General features: G+C 40.6%; 21 protein-coding genes. 18 read left to right on the top strand and 3 right to left on the bottom strand.

The window, feature by feature from the left end; all coding sequences use genetic code 11:
* Nucleotides 1–20 precede the first annotated feature (20 nt).
* Both AQPE_RS06785 and AQPE_RS06780 read right to left on the bottom strand, forming a co-directional pair.
* Nucleotides 21–1286, bottom strand: a complete 1266-nt coding sequence (locus tag AQPE_RS06785) for a TolC family protein (RefSeq protein ID WP_318350301.1) — start codon at nucleotides 1284–1286, stop codon at nucleotides 21–23.
* Between the two features lie 6 nt (nucleotides 1287–1292).
* The gene (locus AQPE_RS06780; RefSeq protein ID WP_318350300.1) at nucleotides 1293–1907 is read right to left on the bottom strand and encodes a TetR/AcrR family transcriptional regulator; all 615 of its coding nucleotides are present in this window, start codon (nucleotides 1905–1907) and stop codon (nucleotides 1293–1295) included.
* A gap of 229 nt (nucleotides 1908–2136) precedes the next feature.
* On the opposite strand from AQPE_RS06780, the gene AQPE_RS06775 reads away from it, so the two are divergent.
* From AQPE_RS06775 to AQPE_RS06705, 16 genes are all read left to right on the top strand, one after another.
* Complete coding sequence (locus AQPE_RS06775) at nucleotides 2137–2364, top strand: hypothetical protein (RefSeq protein ID WP_318350299.1); 228 nt, start codon at nucleotides 2137–2139, stop codon at nucleotides 2362–2364.
* On the top strand, nucleotides 2361–2726 hold the full coding sequence (locus AQPE_RS06770; protein ID WP_318350298.1) for a type II toxin-antitoxin system PemK/MazF family toxin: 366 nt from the start codon (nucleotides 2361–2363) through the stop codon (nucleotides 2724–2726). The genes AQPE_RS06775 and AQPE_RS06770 overlap by 4 nt, the downstream gene beginning before the upstream one ends.
* A gap of 416 nt (nucleotides 2727–3142) precedes the next feature.
* On the top strand, nucleotides 3143–3961 hold the full coding sequence (locus AQPE_RS06765) for a 3-keto-disaccharide hydrolase (protein ID WP_318350297.1): 819 nt from the start codon (nucleotides 3143–3145) through the stop codon (nucleotides 3959–3961).
* 150 nt (nucleotides 3962–4111) lie between these two features.
* Nucleotides 4112–4612, top strand: coding sequence for a hypothetical protein (locus AQPE_RS06760; protein WP_318350296.1), 501 nt, complete (start codon nucleotides 4112–4114; stop codon nucleotides 4610–4612).
* 141 nt (nucleotides 4613–4753) lie between these two features.
* Nucleotides 4754–5851, top strand: coding sequence for a 4-hydroxythreonine-4-phosphate dehydrogenase PdxA (gene pdxA / locus AQPE_RS06755; protein WP_318350295.1), 1098 nt, complete (start codon nucleotides 4754–4756; stop codon nucleotides 5849–5851).
* 15 nt (nucleotides 5852–5866) lie between these two features.
* Nucleotides 5867–6448, top strand: a complete 582-nt coding sequence (ruvA, locus tag AQPE_RS06750; protein WP_318350294.1) for a Holliday junction branch migration protein RuvA — start codon at nucleotides 5867–5869, stop codon at nucleotides 6446–6448.
* A 13-nt stretch (nucleotides 6449–6461) separates the two neighbouring features.
* Nucleotides 6462–14063 (top strand): T9SS outer membrane translocon Sov/SprA, encoded by a 7602-nt coding sequence (sov, locus tag AQPE_RS06745; RefSeq protein ID WP_318350293.1) that lies wholly within the window; start codon nucleotides 6462–6464, stop codon nucleotides 14061–14063.
* 13 nt (nucleotides 14064–14076) lie between these two features.
* Complete coding sequence (locus AQPE_RS23855; protein WP_404801004.1) at nucleotides 14077–14448, top strand: MliC family protein; 372 nt, start codon at nucleotides 14077–14079, stop codon at nucleotides 14446–14448.
* A 575-nt stretch (nucleotides 14449–15023) separates the two neighbouring features.
* Nucleotides 15024–16433, top strand: coding sequence for an anthranilate synthase component I family protein (locus AQPE_RS06740; protein WP_318350292.1), 1410 nt, complete (start codon nucleotides 15024–15026; stop codon nucleotides 16431–16433).
* Between the two features lie 54 nt (nucleotides 16434–16487).
* On the top strand, nucleotides 16488–17057 hold the full coding sequence (locus AQPE_RS06735) for an anthranilate synthase component II (protein WP_318350291.1): 570 nt from the start codon (nucleotides 16488–16490) through the stop codon (nucleotides 17055–17057).
* Nucleotides 17058–17133: 76 nt separating this feature from the next.
* A complete protein-coding gene (trpD, locus tag AQPE_RS06730) occupies nucleotides 17134–18129 on the top strand; it encodes an anthranilate phosphoribosyltransferase (RefSeq protein WP_318350290.1) in 996 nt (331 codons plus the stop codon).
* A gap of 2 nt (nucleotides 18130–18131) precedes the next feature.
* On the top strand, nucleotides 18132–18986 hold the full coding sequence (gene trpC, locus AQPE_RS06725; protein ID WP_318350289.1) for an indole-3-glycerol phosphate synthase TrpC: 855 nt from the start codon (nucleotides 18132–18134) through the stop codon (nucleotides 18984–18986).
* A gap of 116 nt (nucleotides 18987–19102) precedes the next feature.
* Nucleotides 19103–19741: a phosphoribosylanthranilate isomerase gene (locus tag AQPE_RS06720; RefSeq protein ID WP_318350288.1), complete on the top strand. Its 639-nt coding sequence runs from the start codon at nucleotides 19103–19105 to the stop codon at nucleotides 19739–19741.
* Between the two features lie 27 nt (nucleotides 19742–19768).
* A complete protein-coding gene (gene trpB, locus AQPE_RS06715; RefSeq protein WP_318350287.1) occupies nucleotides 19769–20950 on the top strand; it encodes a tryptophan synthase subunit beta in 1182 nt (393 codons plus the stop codon).
* 134 nt (nucleotides 20951–21084) lie between these two features.
* On the top strand, nucleotides 21085–21867 hold the full coding sequence (gene trpA, locus AQPE_RS06710) for a tryptophan synthase subunit alpha (RefSeq protein ID WP_318350286.1): 783 nt from the start codon (nucleotides 21085–21087) through the stop codon (nucleotides 21865–21867).
* A gap of 220 nt (nucleotides 21868–22087) precedes the next feature.
* On the top strand, nucleotides 22088–22279 hold the full coding sequence (locus AQPE_RS06705) for a hypothetical protein (protein WP_318350285.1): 192 nt from the start codon (nucleotides 22088–22090) through the stop codon (nucleotides 22277–22279).
* 89 nt (nucleotides 22280–22368) lie between these two features.
* Here AQPE_RS06705 and AQPE_RS06700 read toward each other — a convergent pair whose 3' ends face one another.
* Nucleotides 22369–24522 carry a cation:proton antiporter gene (locus AQPE_RS06700; RefSeq protein ID WP_318350284.1) on the bottom strand — a complete coding sequence of 718 codons (2154 nt, stop codon included), beginning with the start codon at nucleotides 24520–24522 and terminating at the stop codon, nucleotides 22369–22371.
* Between the two features lie 261 nt (nucleotides 24523–24783).
* On the opposite strand from AQPE_RS06700, the gene AQPE_RS06695 reads away from it, so the two are divergent.
* On the top strand, nucleotides 24784–25638 hold the full coding sequence (locus AQPE_RS06695) for a UDP-2,3-diacylglucosamine diphosphatase (protein ID WP_318350283.1): 855 nt from the start codon (nucleotides 24784–24786) through the stop codon (nucleotides 25636–25638).
* A gap of 29 nt (nucleotides 25639–25667) precedes the next feature.
* Nucleotides 25668–26684 carry a glycosyltransferase family protein gene (locus AQPE_RS06690; RefSeq protein ID WP_318350282.1) on the top strand — a complete coding sequence of 339 codons (1017 nt, stop codon included), beginning with the start codon at nucleotides 25668–25670 and terminating at the stop codon, nucleotides 26682–26684.
* Nucleotides 26685–26722: the final 38 nt, after the last annotated feature.

The raw sequence follows: 26722 nt of genomic DNA, 5'->3' as shown, positions 1-26722 counted from the left end.
ATAATTCATCATTTATAACTCTACTGAACTCCCCTGATATTCTCAAGTTTTATCCGGGCTTCTTTCAGCTGTATTTTGCGGGTTTCGAGCATCAGTCGGGCAGTCGTTTCGGCATTCAAATCCTGAATGTAATCGGCCATAGTGATGGATCCGTTTTCAAGTTTCGAAGCTGATGTTTTCGTGATCCGTTCGCGAATCACAATTAATTCCTGATCGGTTTTCAGTAATTCAGCAATTTGGTTGATTTGTTTCGTTTGCTGGTCGGTTGCCAAATCAATATTCCGTACAAACGATTCTTGTTTGGTTTGAACGATGTCCTGCTGAAGTTTGATCATTTGTTTTTGACGGCTGGTTGTTTTCCAATCCAGAACATTCCAGCTAAAACCAAGGCCAACCAGATAATAGGTGTCGAATTTAGTGCTAAGCATATTCATTCCAGGTCGTCCATAGCCAGCCTGCCCAAAACCAAATAACTTGGGATTTCGTTGCTTCTGTAGAATTTCAGAATTGGCGCTTAAAAGCTCATTTTGCTTACTGAACATATCTAGTTCGGGCCTTTTTATCGGCAGATTTGTAACCGTAAGTTCGTCAGGTAATTTAAGATAATTCAGTTGTTCAGTTGTTTTTCCAGTCAGGATCGACAACGCGTACAAAACCGTTTCATTGTTGCTTTTGAGTTCGATAACCGTCTGCTCTGTTTTAATGAGTTCGGCGAGTAATTGGTCCAATTCCGACGACAAAACCATTCCATTATTGACAGCCGACTCCATGCTTTTTCGACGTTCAGAAAGTGTTTCGGTTTTCTTTTCCAGAATTTTCAGGTTTTCCTGGATCAGGAATGAAGTAAAGAAAAACTGGTTTACTTTTTCTTTTACCTGGTACAATTCCACTTCAGTTTGTTGCAGGTTTCCGGCATTTTCAACATTGTTGATCCGTTCTTTGGCTTTGCTCAAACCGCCATCCCATATCGTTTGCTTAAAATCAAGGTAAACTTTGTATTGGTCTTTGTCAACCGATGGAATTTTAATGTTTGGCAGCGAAATTCCAATTTTGGTCACCGCCGATTGGTATGTTGCTTGTCCGTTCAGGCTGATTTGAGGTAAAAAGCTGGTTGCATTGTTTTCGTTTTTGAGATCGAGAATTTGTTGGTACAAATCTAGTTGTTTCAGAACCGGGTGACTTTCGCGAGCCCAATTTTGACATTGTTCCAAGGTTACTGCTTCCTGTGCCATCAGTAGATGAGCGGGAAATAGCATTGCAATGAACAGTAGTTTAATGATTTTCATGGATATTTATTTTTTGATTACTATCGCGTCGATTACAAATTTCTTTATTACGTCTGCCCGTTCGACATAAAAGGCATTGAGTGCAACCTGATCATCTTTAAAGAGCACGAAGCTCACCAATGGTCGCGCGGCAAATGGAAAAATACACATCGAAATGATGTTGGCTGCCAGATGTCGCGGTTGCATTTGGATGATTTCATCGCGATCCATAGCGAGTTGGATCTGATCGAAAATAACCTGTGGGTTTAATCCGAATTTCACAACTAATTTAAATAGACCTGAAGGATCACGATTGAGTTCTTTCATGATAAAGCCTGGAATAAACGGATGTTTAATCAGCAAATCAATATAAGCATCAACAACCTGTTCTATTTTGCTGATAAAAGGTTCATTCGATTGCGCAATTCGAGTTATTTCCGGAAAGGCAAATTGGATGATTTTTGAGAAAATAGCTTCGAAAAGCTTTTCTTTACTCCTGAAATAATAGTGAAGCAGTGCTTTATTAATTCCTGCTTCATCGGCAATTTCCTGCATCCGGGCGCCTTCCATTCCTTTGGCAACAAAAACATTTTTGGCTGCTTCCAGAATTTTATCTTCAGTGCTATCTTTTTTTATTTCCATTTTGTTTTAAAGTTTAACTAAGCGGTTAAATCATGTGGTCAAAAGTAAATTGTTGAAATGAATTTACCAAACGTTTTAACTAAAATATTTAACCACCTGGTTAAATATTTGTTTTTGTCTCATATTTAGTGAAAGTGCTGATTGTTATTAATCAAAGAATTAATCAGGAATGAAATAAGATATTCGTATAGATTCGTAAATTTGTGATAATACATTAATGCTAATGATCATGGAAAGAAATGATTTAATCGAGAATACGATACTTAAAATCAGGCGATTACCAGAGGCCGGAATTAGGGAAATACATGATTTTGCTGAATTTTTAGTAATGAAAATGGAGGATCAGATTCTACAGGAAGGAATTCAGGAATTAACATCTCAATCATCAGCATTTAGCTATTTAAATGATGAGGAAGATCTTTATTCAGTAAACGATTTAAAGGAACATTACAAATGAATAGGGGCGATATTGTACTTATTCCCTTTCCCTTTTCTGATTTATCGGGAATCAAAAACAGACCAGCAGTCATATTGATTGAAACAGACGAAGATATAACCGTGGCTTTTATTACAACCCAAATCAAATGGAGTACCGAATTTGATGTTCTTATGTCTCCTTCTGATCTAAACGGTCTCAAAAAAGTCTCGCTAATTCGGTTAAGCAAATTGGCAACCATAGACAAAGGGCTAGTAATTGGTCGATTGGGGTTTTTAGACGATCAGTATGCTTTAGTTTTAAATACGAATTTGGTTAAATTATTTCAATTGGAAGAAATAGTGGAAGACACAGAAAATGATTCCGACTCCATTCTTTACTAAATCGTTCTAAGTTTTTGATGCTATTTTCAGGAATATGCTTAAAACATTGCATCCCAAAGTGCATATTTTTCTGCAAAAAATGATAAATTTGATCTGGTACAAATTAAAATGTTTCCAACAAACGTTATGTGTTCAGAATTAGAATAGTAACCTTAAAAATAAAAGTTATGGCAAAAGGAGTAGATACTCGCAAGAACGAAAAAAAGGAACCTACAAAAACATTAAAAGAAAAAAGACTGGAAAAGAAGGCTAAAAAAGATAAAAAGTAGAGTCATTCCTGACTTTATATTATTTTCGTTCAGCAGGGAGCCGGAGCTATCAGATAGTCCAGCTCCTTGTTTTTTGTACTAAGTTGATTTTTTTGATTTACATAGTTAAAACATTTACTTATCTTTCAGAACCTAAATTATACGATCATGAATAAAATTTATACACGAGTTATTCTTTTTGTTTTTGCGCTTGGCATCGCTTCGGCCTGTTCAACTTCAAAACCTAAAGATGAAGGTTGGATTCAACTTTTTAACGGAAAGGACCTGAACGACTGGGATATAAAGATTAAAGGTTTCCCGTTGAATGAAAACTATGGAAATACTTTCCGGGTTGAGGATAGTTTACTGAAAGTCAGGTACGATCAGTATCAGACGTTTGACGATCATTACGGCCATATTTTTTACAAATGTCCGTATTCCCATTATAAAATCAGGGTTGAGTACAGGTTTGTGGGCGATCAATGCCCCGGAGGTGCTAGTTGGGCATATCGGAATAGTGGAATCATGATACATGGACAAAGCGCTGGGAGCATGAATCTGGATCAGGATTTTCCGGTGTCAATCGAAGTTCAATTATTGGGAGGAAACGGCAAAGATGAACGTCCTAACCTTAACGTTTGTACACCGGGGACAAACATTGTGCTTAATGGCAAACTTTGGACAGATCATTGTACACTTTCTACTTCAAAAACGTATCATGGCGACCAATGGGTTACTGCAGAAGTTGAAGTTCAGGGCGATTCAATTATCAAACATATCATTGATGGGAAGGTTGTAATGCAATACACTCAGCCACAACTCGATGATCGTGATCCAAGTTATCAGAAATTACTTCCTCCTGATGGAAATAAGCTGCTTAAGATGGGAACCATATCGTTACAATCAGAAAGCAATCCAATTGATTTTCGGAAAGTTGAATTGCTGAATTTGGGCGATGATTGTGATGAAACTGCGAATCGGAAGTAGAAATTAGAGCATAACAGAATCAATCTTAAATCGTTGAATAGGTGGTTTCCAAATCAGGGTCGGATCTGTTTCATGATGCGACTCTGGTTCTGAAATTTATATCTGTGCATTTTTTTCGTAACTTGCATGTACTTTTTAAGCACAGAAACTATGGAACGATATTTTTGGTCGAAAGGAATTTTAAAGAATCAGCTTGAAATATTTCATGGATCAGAAAGGATCGGCTCTATCGTATGGGAAAGCCTTATTGGTTCAAAAGCTCATGGAATGATAAACGGTCGTCGTTTTATACTTAGTCGCGAATTCTTCCTTTCTAAACTTGAAATATTCGATGCCAATAATCAGGCTCTTTTAGGAACCATCATGATAAACCTTTTCAATCCTAAAAGTGATATTATTATTAATGGGAAACGTTTCGAACTTGAAGTTAAAAACTTCTGGCAGTCGCGATGGTCGTGGAAATTCAACGGCGATGAACTAATAACTTACCAAAGCCATGAGTTTTTAACTAAAGATAAAGGCTCCATCGAAGTTTTCACAGCTTCAACCGAGGAAATCGAAATACTTTTATTACTGGGTCTATTTGTCCGAAATCAGTTTATTTTGTTTATGCTGATGATTCTAATCCTGCTAATGATTGTCATTTTTTAGATTTCCAGCTTTAAACACAAATTCTTTAAGTCAGTATGTTTGTGCAACTTTAAATAGTCTAAAATAATAGATTAAATTTGCGCAACAAAAAATCAGTTGTCAGATTATATATTTTAAATACCTCATAAGGAGAATCAGCTAATGAAACGGGATAAAATTATTATAGGGATTTCGCAGGGCGACATCAACGGAATTGGATACGAAGTAATTATTAAAACATTGATGGAACCACGCATTCTTGAAATGTGTACCCCAATTGTTTACGGTTCGCCCAAAGTTGCGGCGTATCATAAAAAAGCGTTGAATATTGAAACATTCAATTTCAATCACATTCGTACGGCCAGCGAAGCTGATTCGCGAAAAGCAAACATCATCAATTGCATCGACGACAACATTCGTGTCGAATTGGGTAAATCAAGCGAAATGGCTGGCGAAGCTTCGTATATGGCTTTGGAAAAAGCTGTTGAAGATTTGAAAAACGGCGAAATTGATGCGCTGATTACTGCCCCGATTAATAAGGATAACATTCAGTCTGACAAATTTAACTTTCCCGGACATACCGAATATCTGGCCGAACAGTTTAATGCCCGCGATTTTGTGATGCTTATGGTGAGCGAATCGATGAAAGTTGGCGTTGTTGTTGGTCATGTACCATTATCCGAAGTTTCTTCAAAAATAACCAAAGGCGCAATCCTGAATAAATTACGAATCATCAACCAGTCGCTCGAAAAGGACTTCTTTGTGAAACGTCCACGAATTGCAGTGCTTGGACTGAATCCTCATGCAGGAGATAACGGTTTGCTTGGTAAAGAAGAACTTGATATTATTATTCCAGCCATTCAACGTGCTAAAGACGAAGGTATTATCGCAGTTGGTCCTTATCCTGCTGATGGATTTTTTGGCTCGGGCGATTTTGTGAAATTCGATGCCATTCTGGCTATGTACCACGATCAGGGTTTGATTCCATTCAAGATGGCTTCATTCGATCGCGGCGTAAATTTCACAGCCGGACTGCCGATTATCCGTACTTCACCAGCTCATGGAACTGCATTTGATATTGCCGGAGAAGATAAAGCCTCGCCCGATTCATTCCGCGAAGCATTGTATCTGGCCATCGATATTCATAAAAATCGTACTTTATACAAAGAGATTACCAAAAATCCGTTGAAGAAATACGAAATTAATCAGGGGCAAGTTGATGAATCGATCGATTTTGAAGCAATCGAGGAAGGAATTTAATTCAACATTTTTTGTATGTACGAATATATTAAGGGCTCTGTTGTCAGCCTGAAACCATCTCATATTGTATTGGAAGCTAATTCGGTTGGCTACTTTATAGCCATTTCGTTGAATACATATACGCAATTGAACGGAAGAGAATCGGTAAAGCTATTCATTCACCAGGTGGTACGCGAAGATGCCCATCTGCTTTATGGTTTTGCTTCTGAAGCTGAGCGGGAGTTGTTTCGCATGCTTATTTCAGTCAGCGGCATTGGGTCGAATACGGCCATCATGATGTTTTCATCCCTTTCTCCTGATGAAATCAGTAATGCAATCCTGAATGAAAACGTCAATCTCCTGAAAAGCATAAAAGGTATTGGGGTGAAAACGGCACAACGGGTTATCATCGATTTAAAGGATAAGGTAGGAAAGTCGCCGGTTAGTGAACAATTTGTGGCATCGGCAGACAATACATTGCGAAATGAAGCGTTATCTGCTTTAGTCATGCTGGGATTTGCGAAAAAGCCGGTCGAGAAAGAATTGGACAAAATTCTGGCCGCTCAACCCAATCTATCAGTTGAAAGTGTGATCAAATTAGCACTTAAAAGCCTTTAAACAGAAAAAGTTTTTGGAATTGAAAAAGTACGGCAGAAACATACTTATACTATTTATTGTATCTTTTTTTTATGCTCTTGTAGGTAATCCTATCCTATCAAGAACAACTCTCAGGAATTATAATTTACTCCCTGTTTTGTCGGCTCCAAAAGATACCGTCAAAATTGATACTACCGGAGTATTACCCTATAAGTTTAAGGACGAACCCGCATTTGCCTATCCCGATAAAAAAGACAGTTCAAAGCTTTTCCTGAAAACTCCTTCGAATATTAAAACCGAAGTTGAATACGATCCGGTTACGGGCGAATATAATTTTATCGAAAAGGTTGGTGATCTGAATTACAGGTTGCCAAAAACCATGACCAAAAAAGAATTTCAAAAATACGATTTTGAACTGGCCGTTCAGAACTACTGGCGCAACCAGGCTCACATTAAAAGCGTCGAAGACAAAGGTGGGTTCATTCCCCGTTTAACTGTTGGCGGCGAAACTTTCAATAAGATTTTTGGAAGTAATACCATCGATATTCGCCCACAGGGTTATGTCGAAGTTAGTTTCGGTTACCAGATGAATTCTACCGAGAATCCATCCATTCCGGAGCGATTACGCAAAGTACCGACTTTCGATTTCAATCAGAAAATCCAGATGAATGTAACCGGAAAGATTGGCGATAAAATGGAAATGCGGGTCAACTACAATACCGAAGCTACTTTCGATTACGAAAATAAAATGAATCTGGGCTATACTGGTGATGAGGATCAGATTGTTAAAAAGATTGAGGCCGGTAATGTTTCGCTTCCACTGAACGGTTCGCTTATCACCGGAGGGACCAATCTGTTCGGGGTTAAAACTGAATTGCAATTTGGAAAACTTAACCTGACAACTATTTTTTCGCAGAGTAAAGGCGAAACTAAAGTAATTGAGTCGGAAGGTGGAGCCCAGAAGAAAACATTTGAGATTGCAGCTTCTGATTACGATGCCAACCGGCACTTTTTTCTGGCACAATATTTCCGCGATCATTACGATGCAGCGCTCAAAAACCTGCCAATTGTAAGCTCGTCCATAACGATCAACAAAATTGAGGTGTGGGTCACCAACAAATCGAGCAATTTCACATCGTCGCGTAATATATTGGCTTTTATGGATTTGGGCGAACATGAGTCAAATAGCCCAAACAATCCGAAAGGTAATATTTACAATGAAGTTGGTGCTTTTCAGGAAACCACGGGACAAGGATACCCCGAATCTATTTTCCCTTTTAATGGGGCTAATGGATTGTACAATCAAATGATTACCAATTATTCCGGGATTCGTCAATTTCCAATCATTAATAAAACCCTTTCTCCGCTTGAAGCATATAAATTTACCGGAGGACAGGATTTTGAGAAAATTGAACAGGCACGCTTACTTAGTGAGTCAGAATACACCATCAATAAAAACCTGGGATATATTTCATTACGTTCGGCTTTAAATTCGGATGAAATACTGGCCGTAGCATTCAACTACACGGCCAACGGAAAAACGTACCAGGTTGGGGAGTTTTCTACTGATGGGATTAATGCCCCTGAAACTTTAATCCTGAAGCTGCTGAAAGGAACTAATCTTTCGCCACGGATTCCGGTATGGAAGCTGATGATGAAAAACGTTTATGATTTGAATGCCTATCAGCTGACCAATGAGAACTTTATTCTCGATGTTTTATACCAGAACGATAAAGCCGGAACTAAAATCAATTATTTGCCTGAAGGAAGGTTGAACGGACACATTTTACTAAATGTACTGAATCTCGATAAGGTCAATTCCCAATTGGATTTGGGTCGCGATGGAATGTTCGATTACATCGAAGGCATTACAGTTATTTCCAATTCCGGAAAAATTATTTTCCCGGTTTTGGAGCCTTTCGGAAAATTCCTTGCCGATTCGATTGGCGATCCAATTCTGGCAAAGAAATATGCTTACACCACTCTTTACGATTCAACAAAAACGGTCGCCATACAGGATGCCGAACACAATAAATTCAAGTTAAAAGGATCGTATAAAGGCTCGGCGAGCAATGAAATATCGGTGAATGCGCAAAATTTGGCAAGAGGTTCTGTTAAAGTTACTTCAGGAGGGATTACCCTGACTGAAAACATAGACTACACGGTAGATTATGCCTCCGGAATTGTGAAGATTATTAATGCAGGGTTGCTTGAATCAGGCTCAGCGCTTCAGGTCTCGACCGAAAGTCAGGATCTTTTCAGTATGCAACGCAAGACCCTTATCGGGACACATGCCAATTATGCCTTCAACGATCGATTTAGCCTGGGCGCAACCGTTTTACACATGGAAGAACGGCCATTAACGCAAAAGGTTAATTATGGCGATGATCCGATTTCAAATACGATGCTTGGATTGGATGCGAGTTATTCCAATCAATCACGGTTAATCACTAAAATGCTCGATAAATTGCCATTTTATTCAACCAAGGAAAATTCATCAATCGCATTTGACGGTGAGTTCGCCAAGTTGGTTCCAGGTCATTCTAAGGTCATCTCTGGAACTGGGAAGGTATATATCGACGACTTTGAGGCAACAAAGACTTCCATTGACATGAAAACGCGTTCGGCCTGGGTGTTGGCAAGTACCCCGCAAAAACAAAACATGTTTCCGGAAGCTTCTTTGACCGATGATCTTGCATATGGGTTCAACCGGGCCAAATTGGCTTGGTATGTTATTGATCCGCTGTTTTTAAGAAACAGCGCTACAACACCCGATTACATAAAAAAGAATGCAGACCTTCAGTCCAATCATTTTGTTCGTGAAGTTTATGAATCCGAAATTTTTCCGGACCGGCAAACACAAATCGGATTACCAACAAATATTCCGATTCTGGATCTTGCTTTTTATCCGGAGGAAAGAGGACCCTATAATTTCGATAGCCAGCCTTCAGCATATTCACACGGGGTGAATGCTGATGGAACACTTCGCGATCCGGAATCACGTTGGGGCGGTATGATGCGTAAAGTTGAGACTACTGATTTTGAAGCTGCAAACATTGAATACATCGAATTCTGGGTGATGGATCCTTTTATCAACGATTCGCTTAAGCTTAACCAAGGGGGCGATTTGTATTTTAACCTGGGTGATGTATCGGAAGATATTTTGAAAGACTCACGGAAGTCGTTCGAAAATGGATTGCCAACTTCGGCCGAACTGGCCAATGTTGACACAACCACCTGGGGTAGAGTCCCAAAACAACAATCTCTTGTAAAGGAGTTTGATAATAACGTTCAAAGTCGCACGTACCAGGATCTAGGCTTAGATGGTATGAACGATACCGATGAACAAAGGTTCAGAGAACCGTATTTGGAAACATTGAAAACTATTCTGAATCCGGTTGCACTTACCAAAGTTGAGGCGGATCCTTCGAGTGATAATTTTCATTATTTCAGGGGATCTGACTTTGATAAGGATCAAGTTGGGATATTGGAGCGGTACAAAAACTTTAATGGCCCGGATGGAAACTCGCCCACTGCCGAAATGTCGAAAGAGTCATATACAACTTCGGCATCCACACAACCTGACATGGAGGACATTAACAGCGACAATACCTTAAACGAATACGAACGCTATTTCCAATATAAAATAAGTGTTCGTCGCGAGGATATGGTTGTTGGAAAAAATTCGATTGCTGATATCAGGGTAGCCCGGAATGTTAAATTAAAAAATAATACAGTTGCCGATTCAGTAAGGTGGTACCAGTTCAAGATACCGGTCAAAAATCCGGACGCTGCATTTGGATCAATTTCCGATTTCAAATCGATTCGTTTTATGAGGATGTTTCTGAAAGGGTTCTCACAGCCTACATTCCTGCGTTTTGCCACACTCGATTTGGTTCGTGCCGATTGGCGTAAATATACCGGCAATGTCGATGGTAATTTAAATACCAATTTGAATTCTCAATTCGACCTTTCAGCAGTAAACATTGAAGAGAATGCCAGTCGATCTCCGATACATTACGTTTTGCCTCCGGGAGTCGAACGCGTTATCGACCCATCCAGTCCACAATTACTTCAACTGAACGAACAGTCGTTGGTTATGCGTGCAATTGATTTGGAGGAAGGTGAGTCGCGTGCTGCCTACAAGACTCTGAGCATGGATTTCCGCAATTACAAGCGGCTTAAAATGGATGTCCATGCCGAAGCTATCGAGGGGCTGCCATCAGTTAAAGATGGCGATTTGTCTTTGTTTGTCCGGATTGGTTCGGATTATTACAACAATTACTACGAGTATGAGGTTCCGCTTTCATTGACACAGCCGGGTCCTATTTATAGCAGCGAAAACGAAGCCGACAGATATGCTGTTTGGCCCGACACAAACCGTGTTGATCTTGCTCTGGATATTCTTACTAATTTGAAGCTGAAACGAAATGCCGAACTTCGTGTAGCCAATTCAGGAGTTAGTTTATCAAAGGTATATTCAATCCTGAAAGGATCACGAACCATCAGTATCAAGGGAAACCCGAATTTGGGCAACGTGGAGGTGATGATGCTAGGTATTCGCTATAAAGATAAGGACCTTAACGATTATGGACCGAAGTCGATTGAAGTTTGGCTAAACGAGCTCGCTTTATCCGGCCTTGACGAAAGTGGAGGTTGGGCTGCAAACGGAAGGGTTACCGCACGTTTGGCCGATTTGGGAACAGTAATAATGGCGGGTAGTTACAGGAGTGTTGGTTTTGGAAGTATTAACCAAAAGGTGAACGAGCGGGCGATGGCCGATTTGAGCCAAATTGATGTAGCTGCCAACCTTGAACTTGGTAAGTTTTTCCCTGAAAAGGCACAAGTTAAAATACCAATGTATTATGGTTATTCCCGAAGTGTCAGCAATCCGAAATACAATCCGGTTGACGAGGATATAACCATGAAAGATGCACTCAGCAACGCCGGGAGCAAAGCTGCAAAAGATTCTATCAAAAATATTGCCCAGGATTTGGTTGTTCGAAAGAGCCTCAATTTCACAAATGTAAAAATCGATAAAACCAGCAAGTCGGGCAAGCCACGGTTTTATGACCCGACTAACTTTTCGGTAACCTACGCTTATAGCAAGGTTAATCGCAGGGATATCAATACGGAATTCAACGTCGAAAAAACATATCGGGCATTATTTTCATACAATTTCAACAATAGACCGGCGACTTACGAGCCATTTAAAAACTCGAAACTTCTGAAAAGTAATATTTTCAGGTTGATCCGCGATTTCAATATTTCGCCCATGCCGTCGCAATTTTCATTCCGGACAGATTTGTACCGGTATTACAATGAGATACAGCTGCGAAATGTTTCAAATCCAAACCTGATTGTTTCGCCCACTTTTAATAAAGAGTTCATATGGAATCGATATGTTGATTTACGGTATAACTTAACACGCAGTCTGGAATTGGACTTTTCTTCGCAGAATACTGCCCGTATTGATGAGCCGGCTGGCCGCATTAACCGTAATGACGATGACTACACCATAAAAAGAGACTCCATTATAGCCAATTTACTCAATCTGGGTCGTCCAACATTGTATCATCACATCATCAATGCCAATTACATGGTACCAATCAACAAATTACCATTGCTCGACTGGACCTCACTTTCGGCTCGTTATCAGGGAATGTACGATTGGCAGGCCGGAGCAATTACTGATAAATCGGTAGTTCTTGGAAACGTGATCGAAAACTCGCGGAACCTTCAGATGAATGGCCAACTCAATATGGTTACTCTTTACAATAAGGTGGGATTTTTAAAGGATATAAACCAGAAATACGGAACCAGTTCGCGACAACAGCAGCGCATGGACAGATCGCGTCAGACACAAGGACAGGGTAAGCCTGGCCAGCCGAAGCAAGCAGCTCCAGTAAAGGAAAAGGCCGCGCCAAAAATAAAAGTCGTTCAGTATTCGACTGACAATGTTCGATTAAAAGCCAATACGCCCAAATCGATATTTCACAAGCTTAAAACGAAGGATGTTGAAGTTACGGCAATTGCAAAAGATGGTTCAATTGTTAAAGGAGAGGTTGTTGTTGTTAATGAAAACCGTGTCAGTTTTACTTCTGATAAAAGTTTATCGGGAGTGAAGTTTGTGGTTAAAGGCAAAATTGAGGTCGTCCGTGATTTAGGACAGAAACTGGTTCAGTACACGGCACGTGCATTAATGAGTGTTCGCAGCATTTCATTAAGTTATTCAACAACCGATGGAACTGTGATGCCTGGATTTATGCCTGAACCCCGTATTTTTGGAGTTGGTAATTATACGCCCGACAAGACCATGTACAGCGATCTTCCCGGACAGACGACTGCTCCTGGAATTCCATTCCTACTTGGATGGCAGGATAAAGATTTTGCTATGAAGGCCGCAGCGAAAGGCTGGATTACACGTGATACAACACTCAATTCTCCGTATGTTATGTCGCATAGCGAAACGTTTAATTTCCGTGCCAATGTTGAGCCTTTTCCTGATCTTCGGATTGATTTAAATGCCAACCGCACTTATTCTGAACGTAGTACTGAGTTTTATAATTACGACAGTTCAACTCATCAGTTTGATCCGGCCAATCGATCGGTAAGCGGTAATTTTACCATGTCTATCAACACCATGAATACGGCTTTCAGTAAGATGTCAAAAACGGATGCTGATGGTAATGTAAGCTATCCGTCAAAAGCATTTGATGCGCTAAAGAGTAATCGGCTGATAATTGCTCAGAGGCTTGCCAATCAGAGGGCTGGAGCTCAAGGCTACAATCCGAATGTTCCTGATCCAAATACAGGATTCCCGGTTGGTTATGGTTCAACTTCACCCCAGGTTTTGGTCCCCGCATTTATTGCAGCTTATACCGGACAGTCGGCCGATAAAGTTGCATTGAGTCCGTTCCCATCCATTAAATACATGCGTCCAAACTGGCGAATCACTTATGAAGGAGTTGTTTCGAAGTCAGAATTTCTGAAGAAATACTTTAAAACCTTAAGTTTTAATCACGCGTACCGGTCGAGTTATAATGTGGGGTCGTTTATCTCCAATCTCGATTACAACGAAAAATTATATGGCGACGGCTTTAGTTACGTGCGAAATACGCTTGGCGATTTTGTTGGCCCTAACGACATTAATTCAGTAAGTATTTCAGAGCAATTCAGTCCGCTAATTGGACTTGATGTAACATGGATTAACGACTTTGAAACCAGGGTTGAGCTTAAATCTTCCCGTAACCTTGCTTTAAGTTTCTCAAACAACCAGCTTACCGAGGTGTTAAGCAAAGAAATGGTTTTTGGCGTCGGTTATCGATTTACCCGGATGGACTTGATTGTGAAAACAAAAAAATCGCAAAAAGCCTATTCAAATGATTTAAACGTAAGAGCCGATCTGTCGTTTAGAAAAAATATGACTATCCTCCGTAAAATTGTTGAAGAGGATCAGCAATTGACTGCAGGGCAGAATAATATCACGCTAAAAACAACAGCAGATTATATGCTTAGTGATCGTTTCCAATTGCGCCTGTATTACGATAAAGTTCTGAATCATCCGCTTGTAGGGTCGTTTAAAACTTCAACAACCAATTTTGGGGTAAGCTTCCGGTTTACATTGGCGCAATAGTTAAAGCAATGCTATGATAAAGGATTTCGAAATTCTGTTCATCGCCTCATTTTTAATTTTTTTTTCCTGCCAGAACAGGAAATCAAATAATAAAGCCGAAAAAAGCAGTTCTGGAATCGAACTAAAATCAGAAGATTCTTCGACAAAAGACAGTGGGATTGTAATTTCGACGACAACTAATAAGGACGGAAGCTCTTTAAAGTGTACTTTTAATAACTCGCTAGGAACATGCATGCTGGAATTGAATGGTGAGAGGATTGAATTGAAGCAGGAAAGAATGGCATCGGGAATAAAGTATAGTAATGAGCATTTTGTCTATACCAATTGGCACGGTGAAACGAAATTGTATAAAGATGGTAAATTGATTTTTAGCGATTCCAAATAAATATTTTAGGCAAAAGAGACATTGTTTTATTGCTGTTCCCATGAGTTTCAACTTCTTTTGTTAAGAAATCAGAATAGAATGAAAACAATCTCGGTGTAAGGCTTGTTATTTTGGAATATAATTCGTTTTTTTACAGAAAATATCAAAAACATGATTCAAAATACAAATACAATATGGCTTCCGTGGTGGGGTCTTCTTTCTAAAAAGTAAGAAGTAAGAGCCATATTGGTATTTTAAAACTATACTAAGGCCTGCTTCTCTTCGGAATAGCAGGTCTTTTAATTTAAGATGAGAATGATGATTACAATGAAAAATATTTGGTGGTGGCACAGAAACTTTTCGCAATACCGTGGAAGGAAGTAGCTATCATTGTCAAAAAATGAACAGAAAAGCGGCTTATCGGAACACGGTAAGCCGCTTTTTCTTTGTAGCCTCCCCTAAATCCCCTCCGAGGGAGGGGACTTGAAGAAGGCACAGATTCTGATAATTAAAAATATAAACAGTAATTACTTAGCACTGCTTTTTAAGCCTCCCCTTTTGGGGGAGGTTTGGAGGGGGCTTAAACCACATATCACATGAAAGAAATTAATGTACAAGTCAGCGTAAAAAAGATCCTTGCCGACACCTTAACACCGGTGAGTGTCTACCTGAAATTCAGGGATTTATTCCCGAATTCGATTCTGCTCGAAAGTTCCGATTACCATGGTCATGAAAATGCGTATTCGTTTATCTGTATCAAACCGATGGCATGCTTTACAGCCGATTCGGGTGAAATAACCATCGAATACAATGGTCGTGAAAAGGAGACAAAAAGCATTTCGCCGGAATGCCGGGTCGATCAACAACTGGATGCCTTTTTCAAGTCGTTCAAATTATCAGGAGAAACCGAAAACCTACCGGCAAATGGCTTGTTTGGCTACATTGGTTACGATGCGGTAAAGTATTTCGAGAAAATTGAAATCACGGCTGAAAAGAAGGCAGCCTACTCGGTTCCTGAAGTTAAATATTGCTTTTACAAGTACATTGTAGCTATCGATCATCACAAAGACATGATTTACCTGATCGAAAACCTGATGGAAGGCGAAACTAAAGAGATTGGCCAAATTGAATCACTGCTACGTAACCTGACTTTTTCGCCAACACAGTTCGATACGGTAGGAGAGGAAGTTTCTAACATTACCAACGAAGAATACAAATACATGGTGAGCAAAGGCAAGGAGCATTGTTTTCGCGGTGATGTTTTTCAGATTGTGCTTTCGCGCCAGTTCTCGCAGCCGTTTAAAGGCGACGAATTCAATGTTTATCGTGCTTTGCGCTCGGTGAATCCTTCTCCTTATTTATTCTTTTTCGACTACGGAACTTACCGCATTTTTGGTTCCAGTCCCGAAGCTGAACTGCGCATCAAGAAATGTCGGGCCATTATCAATCCGATTGCCGGAACTTTTAAGCGCACCGGAAACGACGAAGAGGATCGACTTGCTGCCGAACGTTTGTGCGCCGATCCAAAGGAAAATGCTGAGCATGTAATGCTGGTTGACCTTGCCCGCAACGACCTGAGCCGCAATGCCAGCGATGTCACCGTCGACAGTTACCGTCAGGTTCAATATTTCTCACATGTCATTCATTTGGTGTCTGAAGTTTCAGGAAAATTGCCTAAAGACACTAACATGATTACCGTTTTGGGCGATTCATTCCCTGCCGGAACATTGTCGGGAGCTCCAAAACACATGGCGATGACATTGATCGACCGGTATGAAAATCAACGCCGCAGCTTTTATGGAGGTTGCATTGGTTACCTCGGCTTCGACCATACACTGAACCATGCCATCATGATCCGCTCGTTTCTGAGTAAAGGCAACACGCTTTACTATCAGGCTGGTGCCGGAATTGTAGCCGATTCGCAGGAAGAAAGCGAACTTCAGGAAGTGAATAACAAACTGGGCGCTCTGAAAAAAGCGCTGGAAATAGCAAAGGATATCAACTAGTTAGCAGTCTCAGTGTTCAGTAATTCAATCATTCAGTAAATCAATTATTCAATCATGAAAATAGTAGTCATAGATAATTACGATTCGTTCACCTACAACCTGGTACATGCCATCAAGAAAATATCAGGCTTGCCGGTTGATGTGTTCCGAAACGATGAAATTGCTTTGGAAGATCTGGAGCAATACGATAAAATAGTACTTTCTCCCGGTCCTGGAATCCCTGAAGAGGCCGGATTGTTGCTCGACATTATCCGGAAATTCGGACCAACCAAGAGTATGTTGGGAGTTTGTTTGGGGCATCAGGCTATTGGCGAGGCTTTTGGCGGATCGCTTACCAACATGAACCGCGTTTTGCACGGAATTGCCACGCCGGTTTCCACCACCAAAGTACCCACAATCCTTTTTAATGGTCTTCCTGAAACCTTTTCGGTTGGCCGCTATCATTCATGGATTGTTAATGAAGCTGATCTTCCGGAGTGTTTGCAAGTGACCAGTTACGACGAAAAAGGCATGATCATGTCGATGAAACATACTACTTTTGACGTCGAAGGTGTTCAGTTTCATCCCGAGTCGGTTTTAACACCGCTTGGCGAGCTGATGATCACTAACTGGCTGAAAAAGTAAATTAAATTGTTACGAGTTACGAGTTGCGAGTTCTTTTACCCGCAACACGAAACTCGAAACCCGCAACATTATAAAAATGAAAGATACTTTAAATTACTTATTTACAGGCAGCAGACTAACCAAAGCTGAGGCGCATCAGATGCTGGTTCGCATTGCTGAAGGACAGTTTTCGGACAGCGAAATCGCTTCTTTTCTGACGGTTTTCAGGATGCGGCAAATAACCGGTGAAGAATTGGCTGGGTTTCGTCAGGCATTGCTCGAATTGTGCGTAGCTATCGACCTTTCGGAATATAACACGATTGATGTGGTTGGCACGGGAGGCGATGGGAAAGACACTTTTAATATATCGACACTCAGCACGTTTTTGCTTGCCGGCGCTGGTTATAAAGTGGCCAAACATGGAAATTATGGATCATCCTCAGTAAGCGGATCGTCAAATATGTTTGAGTATTTTGGCTATCAGTTCAACAACAAACAGGACAAATTGAAGCGGGAAGTCGAAGACGCCGGAATTTGTTTCTTACATGCGCCGCTGTTTCATCCTGCCATGAAAAGTGTTGGCTCTGTCCGGAAGGCACTGAAGGTTAAAACGCTTTTCAATATGATGGGGCCAATCATCAATCCATCGTTTCCCAAGAACCAATTGGTTGGCGTGTACGATCTGGATGTGATGGATCTTTATCATCAGGTTTTCAGGGAAAGCGGACAGAATTACATCATTGTGAACAGCCTGGATGGCTACGACGAAATCTCGCTTACCGGTGATGCCCGTTTTGTGTCGAATCTAACTGAAGACAACCTTTCTCCTGCTGATTTTGGTTTCGCTCCGGTTCCTCCGGAAGAACTTTACGGTGGTGAAACCGTTGAAGCTGCTGCAAAAATTTTCAAAAATGTATTGGAAGGCGCCGGAACTGAGGCTCAGCAAAATGTGGTAATTTCAAATACTGCTTTAGGAATTCAGTGTATTCATCCGGAGAAATCGCTTGCTGATTGTGTTGCTGAAGCTTCCGAATCGCTGAAAAGCAAACGGGCTTTGGGGGCATTCAGGAAATTAATGGAATTAAACGTATAAAATTGCTACGGGTTCGAGTTACGAGTTATGGGTTAACTCGCAACCCGAATCTCGCAACCCGAAACAAGAATATGACCATACTTGATCAAATTAACGAAAACAAACGAACCGAAATTGCGGAGGCAAAAAGCAGGGTTTCGGTCGAAGAATTAATGGCATCGCCGTATTTTAAGCGGAAACCCAATTCTCTCAAGGCCGCGTTGCTGGCCGAAGGTGCGAGTGGTGTGATTGCCGAATTTAAAACCAAATCGCCATCGAAAGGCGTGATTAACGAGACCGCCGAAGCTTCCGAAATCACTGTCGCTTATGTGGCTGCTGGTGCAAGTGGGTTGTCGGTTTTGACTGATGATCACTTTTTTGGGGGATCATTCGAGAATCTGGCCAAAGCTCGTTTTGCAAATCCTGAAACTCCGATTTTGCGAAAAGATTTTATGCTCGATCCATATCAGATTTACGAAGCCCGGGCACATGGTGCAGATGTAATTTTGTTGATTGCTGAAAGCTTAACCAAAGAATTATTGCTCGAACTGACACTCAAAGCGAAAGAATTGGGACTGGAAGTTTTGGTTGAAGTTCACAGTGCTGAAGAGTTGGAGAAACTGAATCCGCAGGTTGACTTGGTTGGCGTAAATAACCGCAACCTGAAGACTTTTGAGGTAGATGTGCAAACTTCAGTTCGCCTTAGCAAGCTCATTCCAGATCCGTTTGTGAAAATTTCTGAAAGCGGAATTTCTGATCCGGAAAGCATTGCTCAGCTTCGTACTGCCGGGTTTAAAGGTTTTTTGATTGGCGAAACTTTTATGAAAACAGATGATCCGGGCAAAGCCTGTAAAGAGTTTATAGACAAATTGAAATAGAAATTTGGCGTACTCGTCACCCCGAACTTGTTTCAGGATCTTTCTGAACAGAACGGCAGATCCCGAAATAAATTCGGGATGACAAAATAAAGGAGATCAGGTAATAAAAAGAAGAAATGAACGAACTAAAAATAAAAGTCTGCGGAATGCGTGATCCTGAAAATATTTCGGGAGTTGTTGAGGCATTGCCCGATTATCTGGGATTTATTTTTTACCTGAAAAGCAAACGATTTGTGGGCTTCGAACCTTCTACGGAAGTAATGGCTGTTATTCCGGATTTGGTTAAGAAAGTCGGCGTTTTTGTCGATGAAACTCTGGAGAAAGTACTGGAAACTGTTCGAATCTGGGATTTGCATGTGGCTCAGCTTCATGGAAATGAAACTCCTGAATATTGTCGGAAAATTCAGGATTCAGGAATAACCGTTTTCAAAGCTTTTTCTGTTGATGAGCTGTTCAATTTTGAAATGTTGGACGCTTATTCCAAGGTGTGCAATTATTTTTTATTCGACACCAAAGGCCAAATTCCGGGAGGAACAGGGCAAAAATTTAACTGGAAATTGCTGCAAAATTACAAAGGCGATGTTCCTTTCTTTTTGAGCGGTGGCATTGGACCCATAGATATGGAAGCCATCCGGCACTTCGATCATCCCCGATGGCATGGAATCGACATCAACAGCGGTTTCGAAATCAGCCCGGCTCTGAAGGATGTTGAAAAAGTAAAATACTTCATTTCCGGAATCCGGTCTAAAATCTAATATCTGTTATCTAAAATTTATCAGAATATGAATTATCAAGTGAATCAAAAAGGTTATTATGGCGAATTTGGCGGGGCATACATTCCCGAAATGATGGTGCCAAACATTGAAGAATTACGTCTGAATTACCTCGAAATTATCAATTCGTACGACTTCAGGCAGGAATTTATAGGATTGCTCAAAAACTACGTAGGGCGACCGTCACCATTGTACTACGCCAAACGGCTTTCAGAAAAATACCAAACTAATATTTATCTGAAGCGCGAAGATTTGAACCACACCGGCTCGCACAAGATAAACAATACCATTGGTCAGATTTTGGTGGCCAAAAAATTAGGCAAACACCGCATCATTGCCGAAACAGGCGCTGGTCAGCATGGATTGGCAACGGCCACGGTTTGTGCGTTGATGGGACTAAAATGTATTGTTTACATGGGTGCTGTTGATGTGGAACGTCAGGCGCCGAATGTAAAAAAAATGAAGATGCTGGGAGCCGAGGTTATTCCGGCCCTGAGTGGTAACCAAACCCTGAAGGATGCTACCAACGAAGCGATGCGCGACTGGATCAATAACCCGGTTGACACTCATTACATCATTGGTTCGGTTGTGGGACCGCATCCTTACCCCGATATGGTGGCGCGGTTTCAGTCGGTGATTTCTGAAGAAATTCGCTGGCAGTTGGAAGAGCAAACCGGAAAAGAAAATCCGGATCGCGTAATTGCCTGTGTGGGTGGAGGAAGCAATGCTGCCGGGGCATTTTATCATTTTCTCGATCAGGAAAACGTGAAACTAATTGGTGTTGAAGCGGCAGGATTGGGCGTTGATACTCCGGAAACTGCTGCGACGCTGACTTTGGGTTCGCCCGGAGTTTTGCACAGTTCGCGCTCCATCCTGATGCAGACCGACGATGGACAGATTACTGAACCATACTCAATTTCTGCCGGACTGGATTACCCCGGAATTGGTCCGATGCACGCCAATTTGTTCAAGACAAAGCGAGCCGAATACTTGTGGGCAACCGATGCCGAAGTATTGGATGCTGCACTTGAACTGACACAATTGGAAGGAATCATTCCGGCATTGGAATCGGCACACGCATTGGCCGCATTAAAGAAAATTCAGATGAAACCTGAAGAAGCTACCGTGGTTAATATCTCCGGAAGAGGAGACAAAGACATGGAAACGTACTTAAAACATTTTGGATATTAAAAGGCCCCTCCCAAACCCTCCCCGAAGGGGAGGACTTAAAAAGGGGCAATGCCAGATTTTCTAAGCAACAAACAATATTAATACGCACCATAAAGTCCCCCTTCGGGGGATATAGGGGGCTTCAATTTAAAATCATGAACAACAGAATAAATAAGCTATTTCAGGAGAAAAAAGAACAGGTACTCTCGGTGTATTTTACTGCCGGATATCCTAATCTGGAAGATACCGTTCCTGTTATTCAGGAGTTGGTTAAGAATGGAGTTGACCTGATTGAAATTGGGATGCCTTTTTCTGATCCGGTGGCCGATGGACCGGTCATTCAGCACAGTAGTTTAGTTGCCTTACAGAACGGAATGAGCATTCGGAAACTGTTCGACCAATTGAAAGACATCCGTAAATCAGTTGAAATTCCGCTTATCCTGATGGGGTATATCAACCCGGTGCTTCAATATGGATTGGAGGCCTTTTGCAAAAAATGCAATGAAATTGGAATCGATGGATTAATTATTCCCGATTTACCATTGGATGTTTATGAAACAGAATTCAAGCCTGTTTTTGAAGCCAATAACCTGCACAATATATTCCTGATTACACCTCAAACTTCGGACGAGCGGCTTCGCAAAATCGATGAGGTATCAACCGGGTTTATTTACATGGTTTCGAGCAATTCAACCACCGGGGCTAAAGCCAGTGTGTCCAACTTTCAGAAACAATATTTTGAACGGGTAAATTCGATGGCATTGAAGAATCCGCGCCTGATTGGATTTGGGATTTCAAATGCCGAAACTTTCAGGAATGCCTGCCAATATGCCAGTGGTGCAATCATTGGTTCAGCATTTGTAAAAGCGATGGAAGGACACAATACAATCGAGCAAAAAGTTTCAGGTTTTATTAATACCATTGCAACGAAATCGTAATTTGAAAGCTGTTGTTTTGTGTTCGAGAATTATGTCATCAAAGATGTTTTGAAACAGAATATGAGTTTTAAATGATATGGGCTTGTACCTCAGTATCTTATTTGCAAGGATGCATGTAAACGATGTTAAACTCTGTTAATGCTGATTTTGGACATACTTAGGACTGGTGAAAATTCGTTATTTTTAGGAAACAATTACAGAAACACAAAAAACAACAACAATGTTAGAGTACGCTAAAGTTATTTTACCAAAGGTTAGTTTTAGCCGCGAATTATTCCGGAAAGAACTGGCAAAGTGTATTAACTGGGTGAGTGAATCAGAAATTGGTCATTTAAAAGAATGGTGTTTCGATAATTTCAGGGAAATGTATCCTGACATCTTGACCAATGCCTTTGCAATGAGAGTTGCTTAGTTGCCCGGTTTAGTTTTTCAAAGTAGTTTCCCCATTCGGTGGGGATCAGTTTAAACCCATAAGGCCTTCGGAAACGAAGGCCTTTACTATTATCCTTTGTGGTCTCGCTTCAGTAAGTTGCCCAAATCTTTACCAATTTTCTGCACCCGTTCGAGTCCTTGGTTGATTGAATCAGGATTAATGTCGCCATATTCATTGTACTTGCTGTCAACATGGTAAGTTCGTGGATAAATGACAATTTTGCTGGTTGAAGCAAATTGTTTTTCAAGCTTTTCCTGAATGCTTTCCATACAATTATCGTGTGAAACTGAAGTTTTACGAGCTGCTATATAAATCAGCAAATCTTCAGGCAAAATATACTTACTGAGAAGATCTAAATTTGGCAGGTCAAATTCTTTTGAGAAAGAAATGGCGACATTTATTTTGAGCTTTTTCAAATGTTCAACAATTTCTGATTTCGATTTTTCATTGCAGTAACAGAAAATGTTAATGCTTAATTCTTTCGATAACTTTGAAATTCTCGTTAGCCAAATTTCAAATCCATGTTCCAATTCGCCTAAAGGAGGACAAACAACAACCAGTCGTTTGTGACCAATCAGCGAATGTTCGAAGTGACAAATGTATATGGCTTTACTGGTTCGGGAAATAATCAGCGATATTTTTGTTTCAATAAAACGCTCAATTAGTTTTGTTTTTTGTGGCCAACCAATCATAATTGTATCCGACATGATTTCACGCGAGCTACGGATTATCCCTCCAGCAATATTATGATCGATGGTGGCAATAATATTTACCTTCGTTTCGTTTGCCGAAGCTATTTTCACCAACGACTCTAAATTTTTTCTGGCCTTTTGGAGGTTTTTCTCGGCTTCTTCATTATTTGGCACTACCGAAAGAATTGTAATCGGATTGCTTGATTTTTTGTTCCGGATGAAAACTGCCAGTTCAAGTAATAATTCCATATTGTTTAAATTGGCAATCGGCATCATAATGTGCTCATCTTCCCAGCTTAGGTTATTATGAAGTGGCTCATCTTTTTCCGAGGTAAGTATCCGTCGCGAAGCATTTTCAGTGACAAGGCTTGCAATCAAACAGGAAATTAGAATCAGAATAATTGTGCCATTTAGCGCATATTCCCCAATTATTTTTGTTTGGAAACCTACCATAATTACCGCAAGTGCAGCAGCAGCACGCGAACTACTCAACCCGAAAATGAGTTTTCGCTGATCGGCCGAGTATTTGAAAATGACACTGGTAACCCATGCTGCAATCCATTTTCCGAGTAGGGCTACAATTGATAGGGTTACAACTATAATAATTGCTGTTGAGCCCTTTAACAGAATGCTTGTATCTACCAGCATCCCAACACTAATCAGGAAAAAGGGGATAAAAATGGCATTCCCTATAAAATCAATTCGGTTCATCAGCGCCGAAGAATATGGGATCAGTTTATTTAATGCCAATCCGGCAATAAATGCTCCGATTATGGGTTCAATGCCAGCAATCTCAGCCAGGAATGCGGCAAAAAATACAACTGATAGCACGAATATGTAATGCGATGTCTTTTCGCTTTCCAATTTCTGAAAGAACCATGCCGTAATTTTTGGAATAACATAAAACATAATTCCAGTAAAGATTGCCAATGAGGTTAGCAGTTGTATCCAGAATGAAAGACTTAAATTCCCGCTGTTCGAGCCTTTAATGATTGCCAGAAGTATTAATACGGTGGTGTCTGAAAGTATTGTTCCTCCGACAGTAATTGCTACAGCTTCGTTTTTTGATATGCCAAATTTGCTCACGATGGGGTACGAAACCATGGTGTGGGTTGAAAACATACTTGAAATTAGCAGACTTGCTGTAATGCTATAATCGAGAAAATAATAGCAAACCGGAAAGCCGATTACAAGGGGAATCATAAAAGTTAAAAATCCGAAGACCAAACTTTTGTTTTTATTTCGTTCAAATTCTTTTAAATCGAGTTCCAACCCGGCAATAAACATGATGTACAATAAGCCAATGGTTGAAAAGAGTTTTACCGCTGAATCTTGTTCAAGTATTTTTAATCCATGAGGCCCGATAAATACTCCTGAAATAATTAATCCAATGATTCCCGGTATTTTTAATTTCCGGAGTAATATCGGAGAAAGCAGGATAATAAAAAGGATGACAGCAAAAATCAGGACGGGGTTTTGAAAAGGCCGTTCAAATTGGTGAGCTATTTGATTAAAAAAATCACTTGTCATTCTTAATCAATTTATGGAGTTGGTGCCGTATAAATTTTCTGCAAGATAGCTGAATAATGTTTTAAAAGAACCGTTTGTGGGGATTTTGATTCAGTAAATCGGGTGAGAGCGGAACTAAATTGTAGCGCAATGTTAAACTCCTTTTGGGACTATTGGCATAAATTAAAGTATCTTTTTTCTTTAATCAAACATTTATTATCCTTTAATCTTCCTGTAATGAAATAATTTCTACTTGCATACAGTTATCAATTCCAATGCTATATGCAGGAAGCTATTCGAAAAATAGATATTTCAGTTATTTCCGATTTCCATTTGGCAACTCACGCCAGCAAAGCCAAGCCCCTGCTCAAATATTTAAAGTCGATTCATCCCAAAACTCTGGTTTTGAATGGCGATATCATTGATTCCTGGCGTTTCAGTCGGAATTATTTTCCAAAGCCGCACATGAAGGTCATCCGCCAGTTATTAAAAATGGTTGAAAAAGGAGTTCGGGTTGTTTACATCACAGGTAATCACGACGATGTGTTCCGCAAGTTCAACAATACCGAATTGGGGAATTTTAGCATTGTCAATCAACTCGAATTGGATGTTGACGGACAAAAAACATGGATTTTTCATGGCGATGTTTTCGATCACATCATTCATCATTCGCCATGGTTGGCCAAATTGGGCGCTGCTGCATACGGGTTTCTTACCATTTTCAATAAATTCATCAATGTCTTCCTGAAGTTGATTGGCGGAAAGGAAATGATCCTGTATAAATCGATGAAGGATCGGATTGCAAAGCGGAGTTCGGTGTTAACCAACTTCGAGAAAGCCATTGCCAATGCGGCCATCGGCAAAGGTGTCGATTTGGTAATTTGTGGTCACACGCATATTCCGGTTGACAAGAGCATCAACACCGAAAAAGGTTCGGTTCGGTACATCAACTGTGGCGACTGGGTAGAACACTTTTCTGCTGCTGAGTGTGTTGAGGGTGAGTGGAGTTTGAATTATTTCTATTCAGATGAGGGCGAAGAAGATGCTGAATCTCCTAATGATGAACTTTTCATTCCGGATAAAAAGCAACTGTATAAGTCGATTGTAGAAGAATTGGCTGTCGCTGCATTCTTTTGAAGAATTCAATAATAAATCATCAATAAAAGATGAAAATTCTATACGCCATACAAGGAACAGGAAACGGCCATCTTGCAAGGGCTACCGAAATTGTACCCATCCTGAAATCAATGGCTGATACTGATGTTTTGGTCAGCGGCACTCAGGCCGATTTGAGCGTCCCTTTCGGGATAGATTATCAGTTTTCAGGATTGAGTTTTATCGTCGGACAAAACGGAGGCGTCGATATCTGGCAAACTGCCAAAAAGATGCAAATCATGCAGTTTTTTAAAGATATCAGAAATCTTCAGGTTAACCAATACGATTTGGTGATCAGCGATTTTGAGCCAGTATCGGCCTGGGCATGCCGCCTCCACAACAAAGATTGTATTGGGTTAAGTCATCAGAATGCTGTATTACACCCATCAGCACCCAAGCCGGAATTTAAGGAGTGGGTTGGAAAATTGATATTGAAGCATTATGCTCCGGCGAACTATAAATATGGATTCAATTTTAAATCCTTCTCTCCTCATATTTTCCCTCCTGTCATTCGTCACGACATCCGAAATGCCGAATCTACCTCTAAACCACATTACACGGTATACTTGCCGGCCTACAGCGATCAGCAGATTCAGGATGTTTTGTCCAGCATTCCAGGTACCGAATGGCAGGTTTTTTCCAAACATTCAAAAACCAGATATACTGTTGGGAATATTCATTTCCAGCCAGTTTCGCTCAATGAGTTTACTGAAAGTTTTCTGAGTTGCACCGGACTACTGAGCACTGCAGGTTTTGAAGGCCCGGCCGAAGCGATATATCTGGGCAAAAAGTTATGCGTCATTCCAATGAAAAAGCAATACGAGCAATATTGCAATGCAGCTTTCCTGAAATCGATGGGCATAAAAGTATTGGATCATTTCACCAATTCAGGTCTGGAACTGAATGATTGGATTCAAAATTCAAAAGCTCTTCAGATTCGTTTCCCCGATTTAACCCAGGAAATCCTTGAGAATATTCTGAACAAACATTGTCGCCAAACAGCCCTTTTAGCGCCTGAATTCTATTAATTTAAATTGCTGACCGACTATATCAATCTACTCGTTTT

The organism is Aquipluma nitroreducens, assembly GCF_009689585.1.
Classification (GTDB): domain Bacteria; phylum Bacteroidota; class Bacteroidia; order Bacteroidales; family Prolixibacteraceae; genus Aquipluma; species Aquipluma nitroreducens.
Note: the sequence above shows the minus strand (reverse complement) of the source record. Positions and strands in the feature narration are given on the sequence as shown.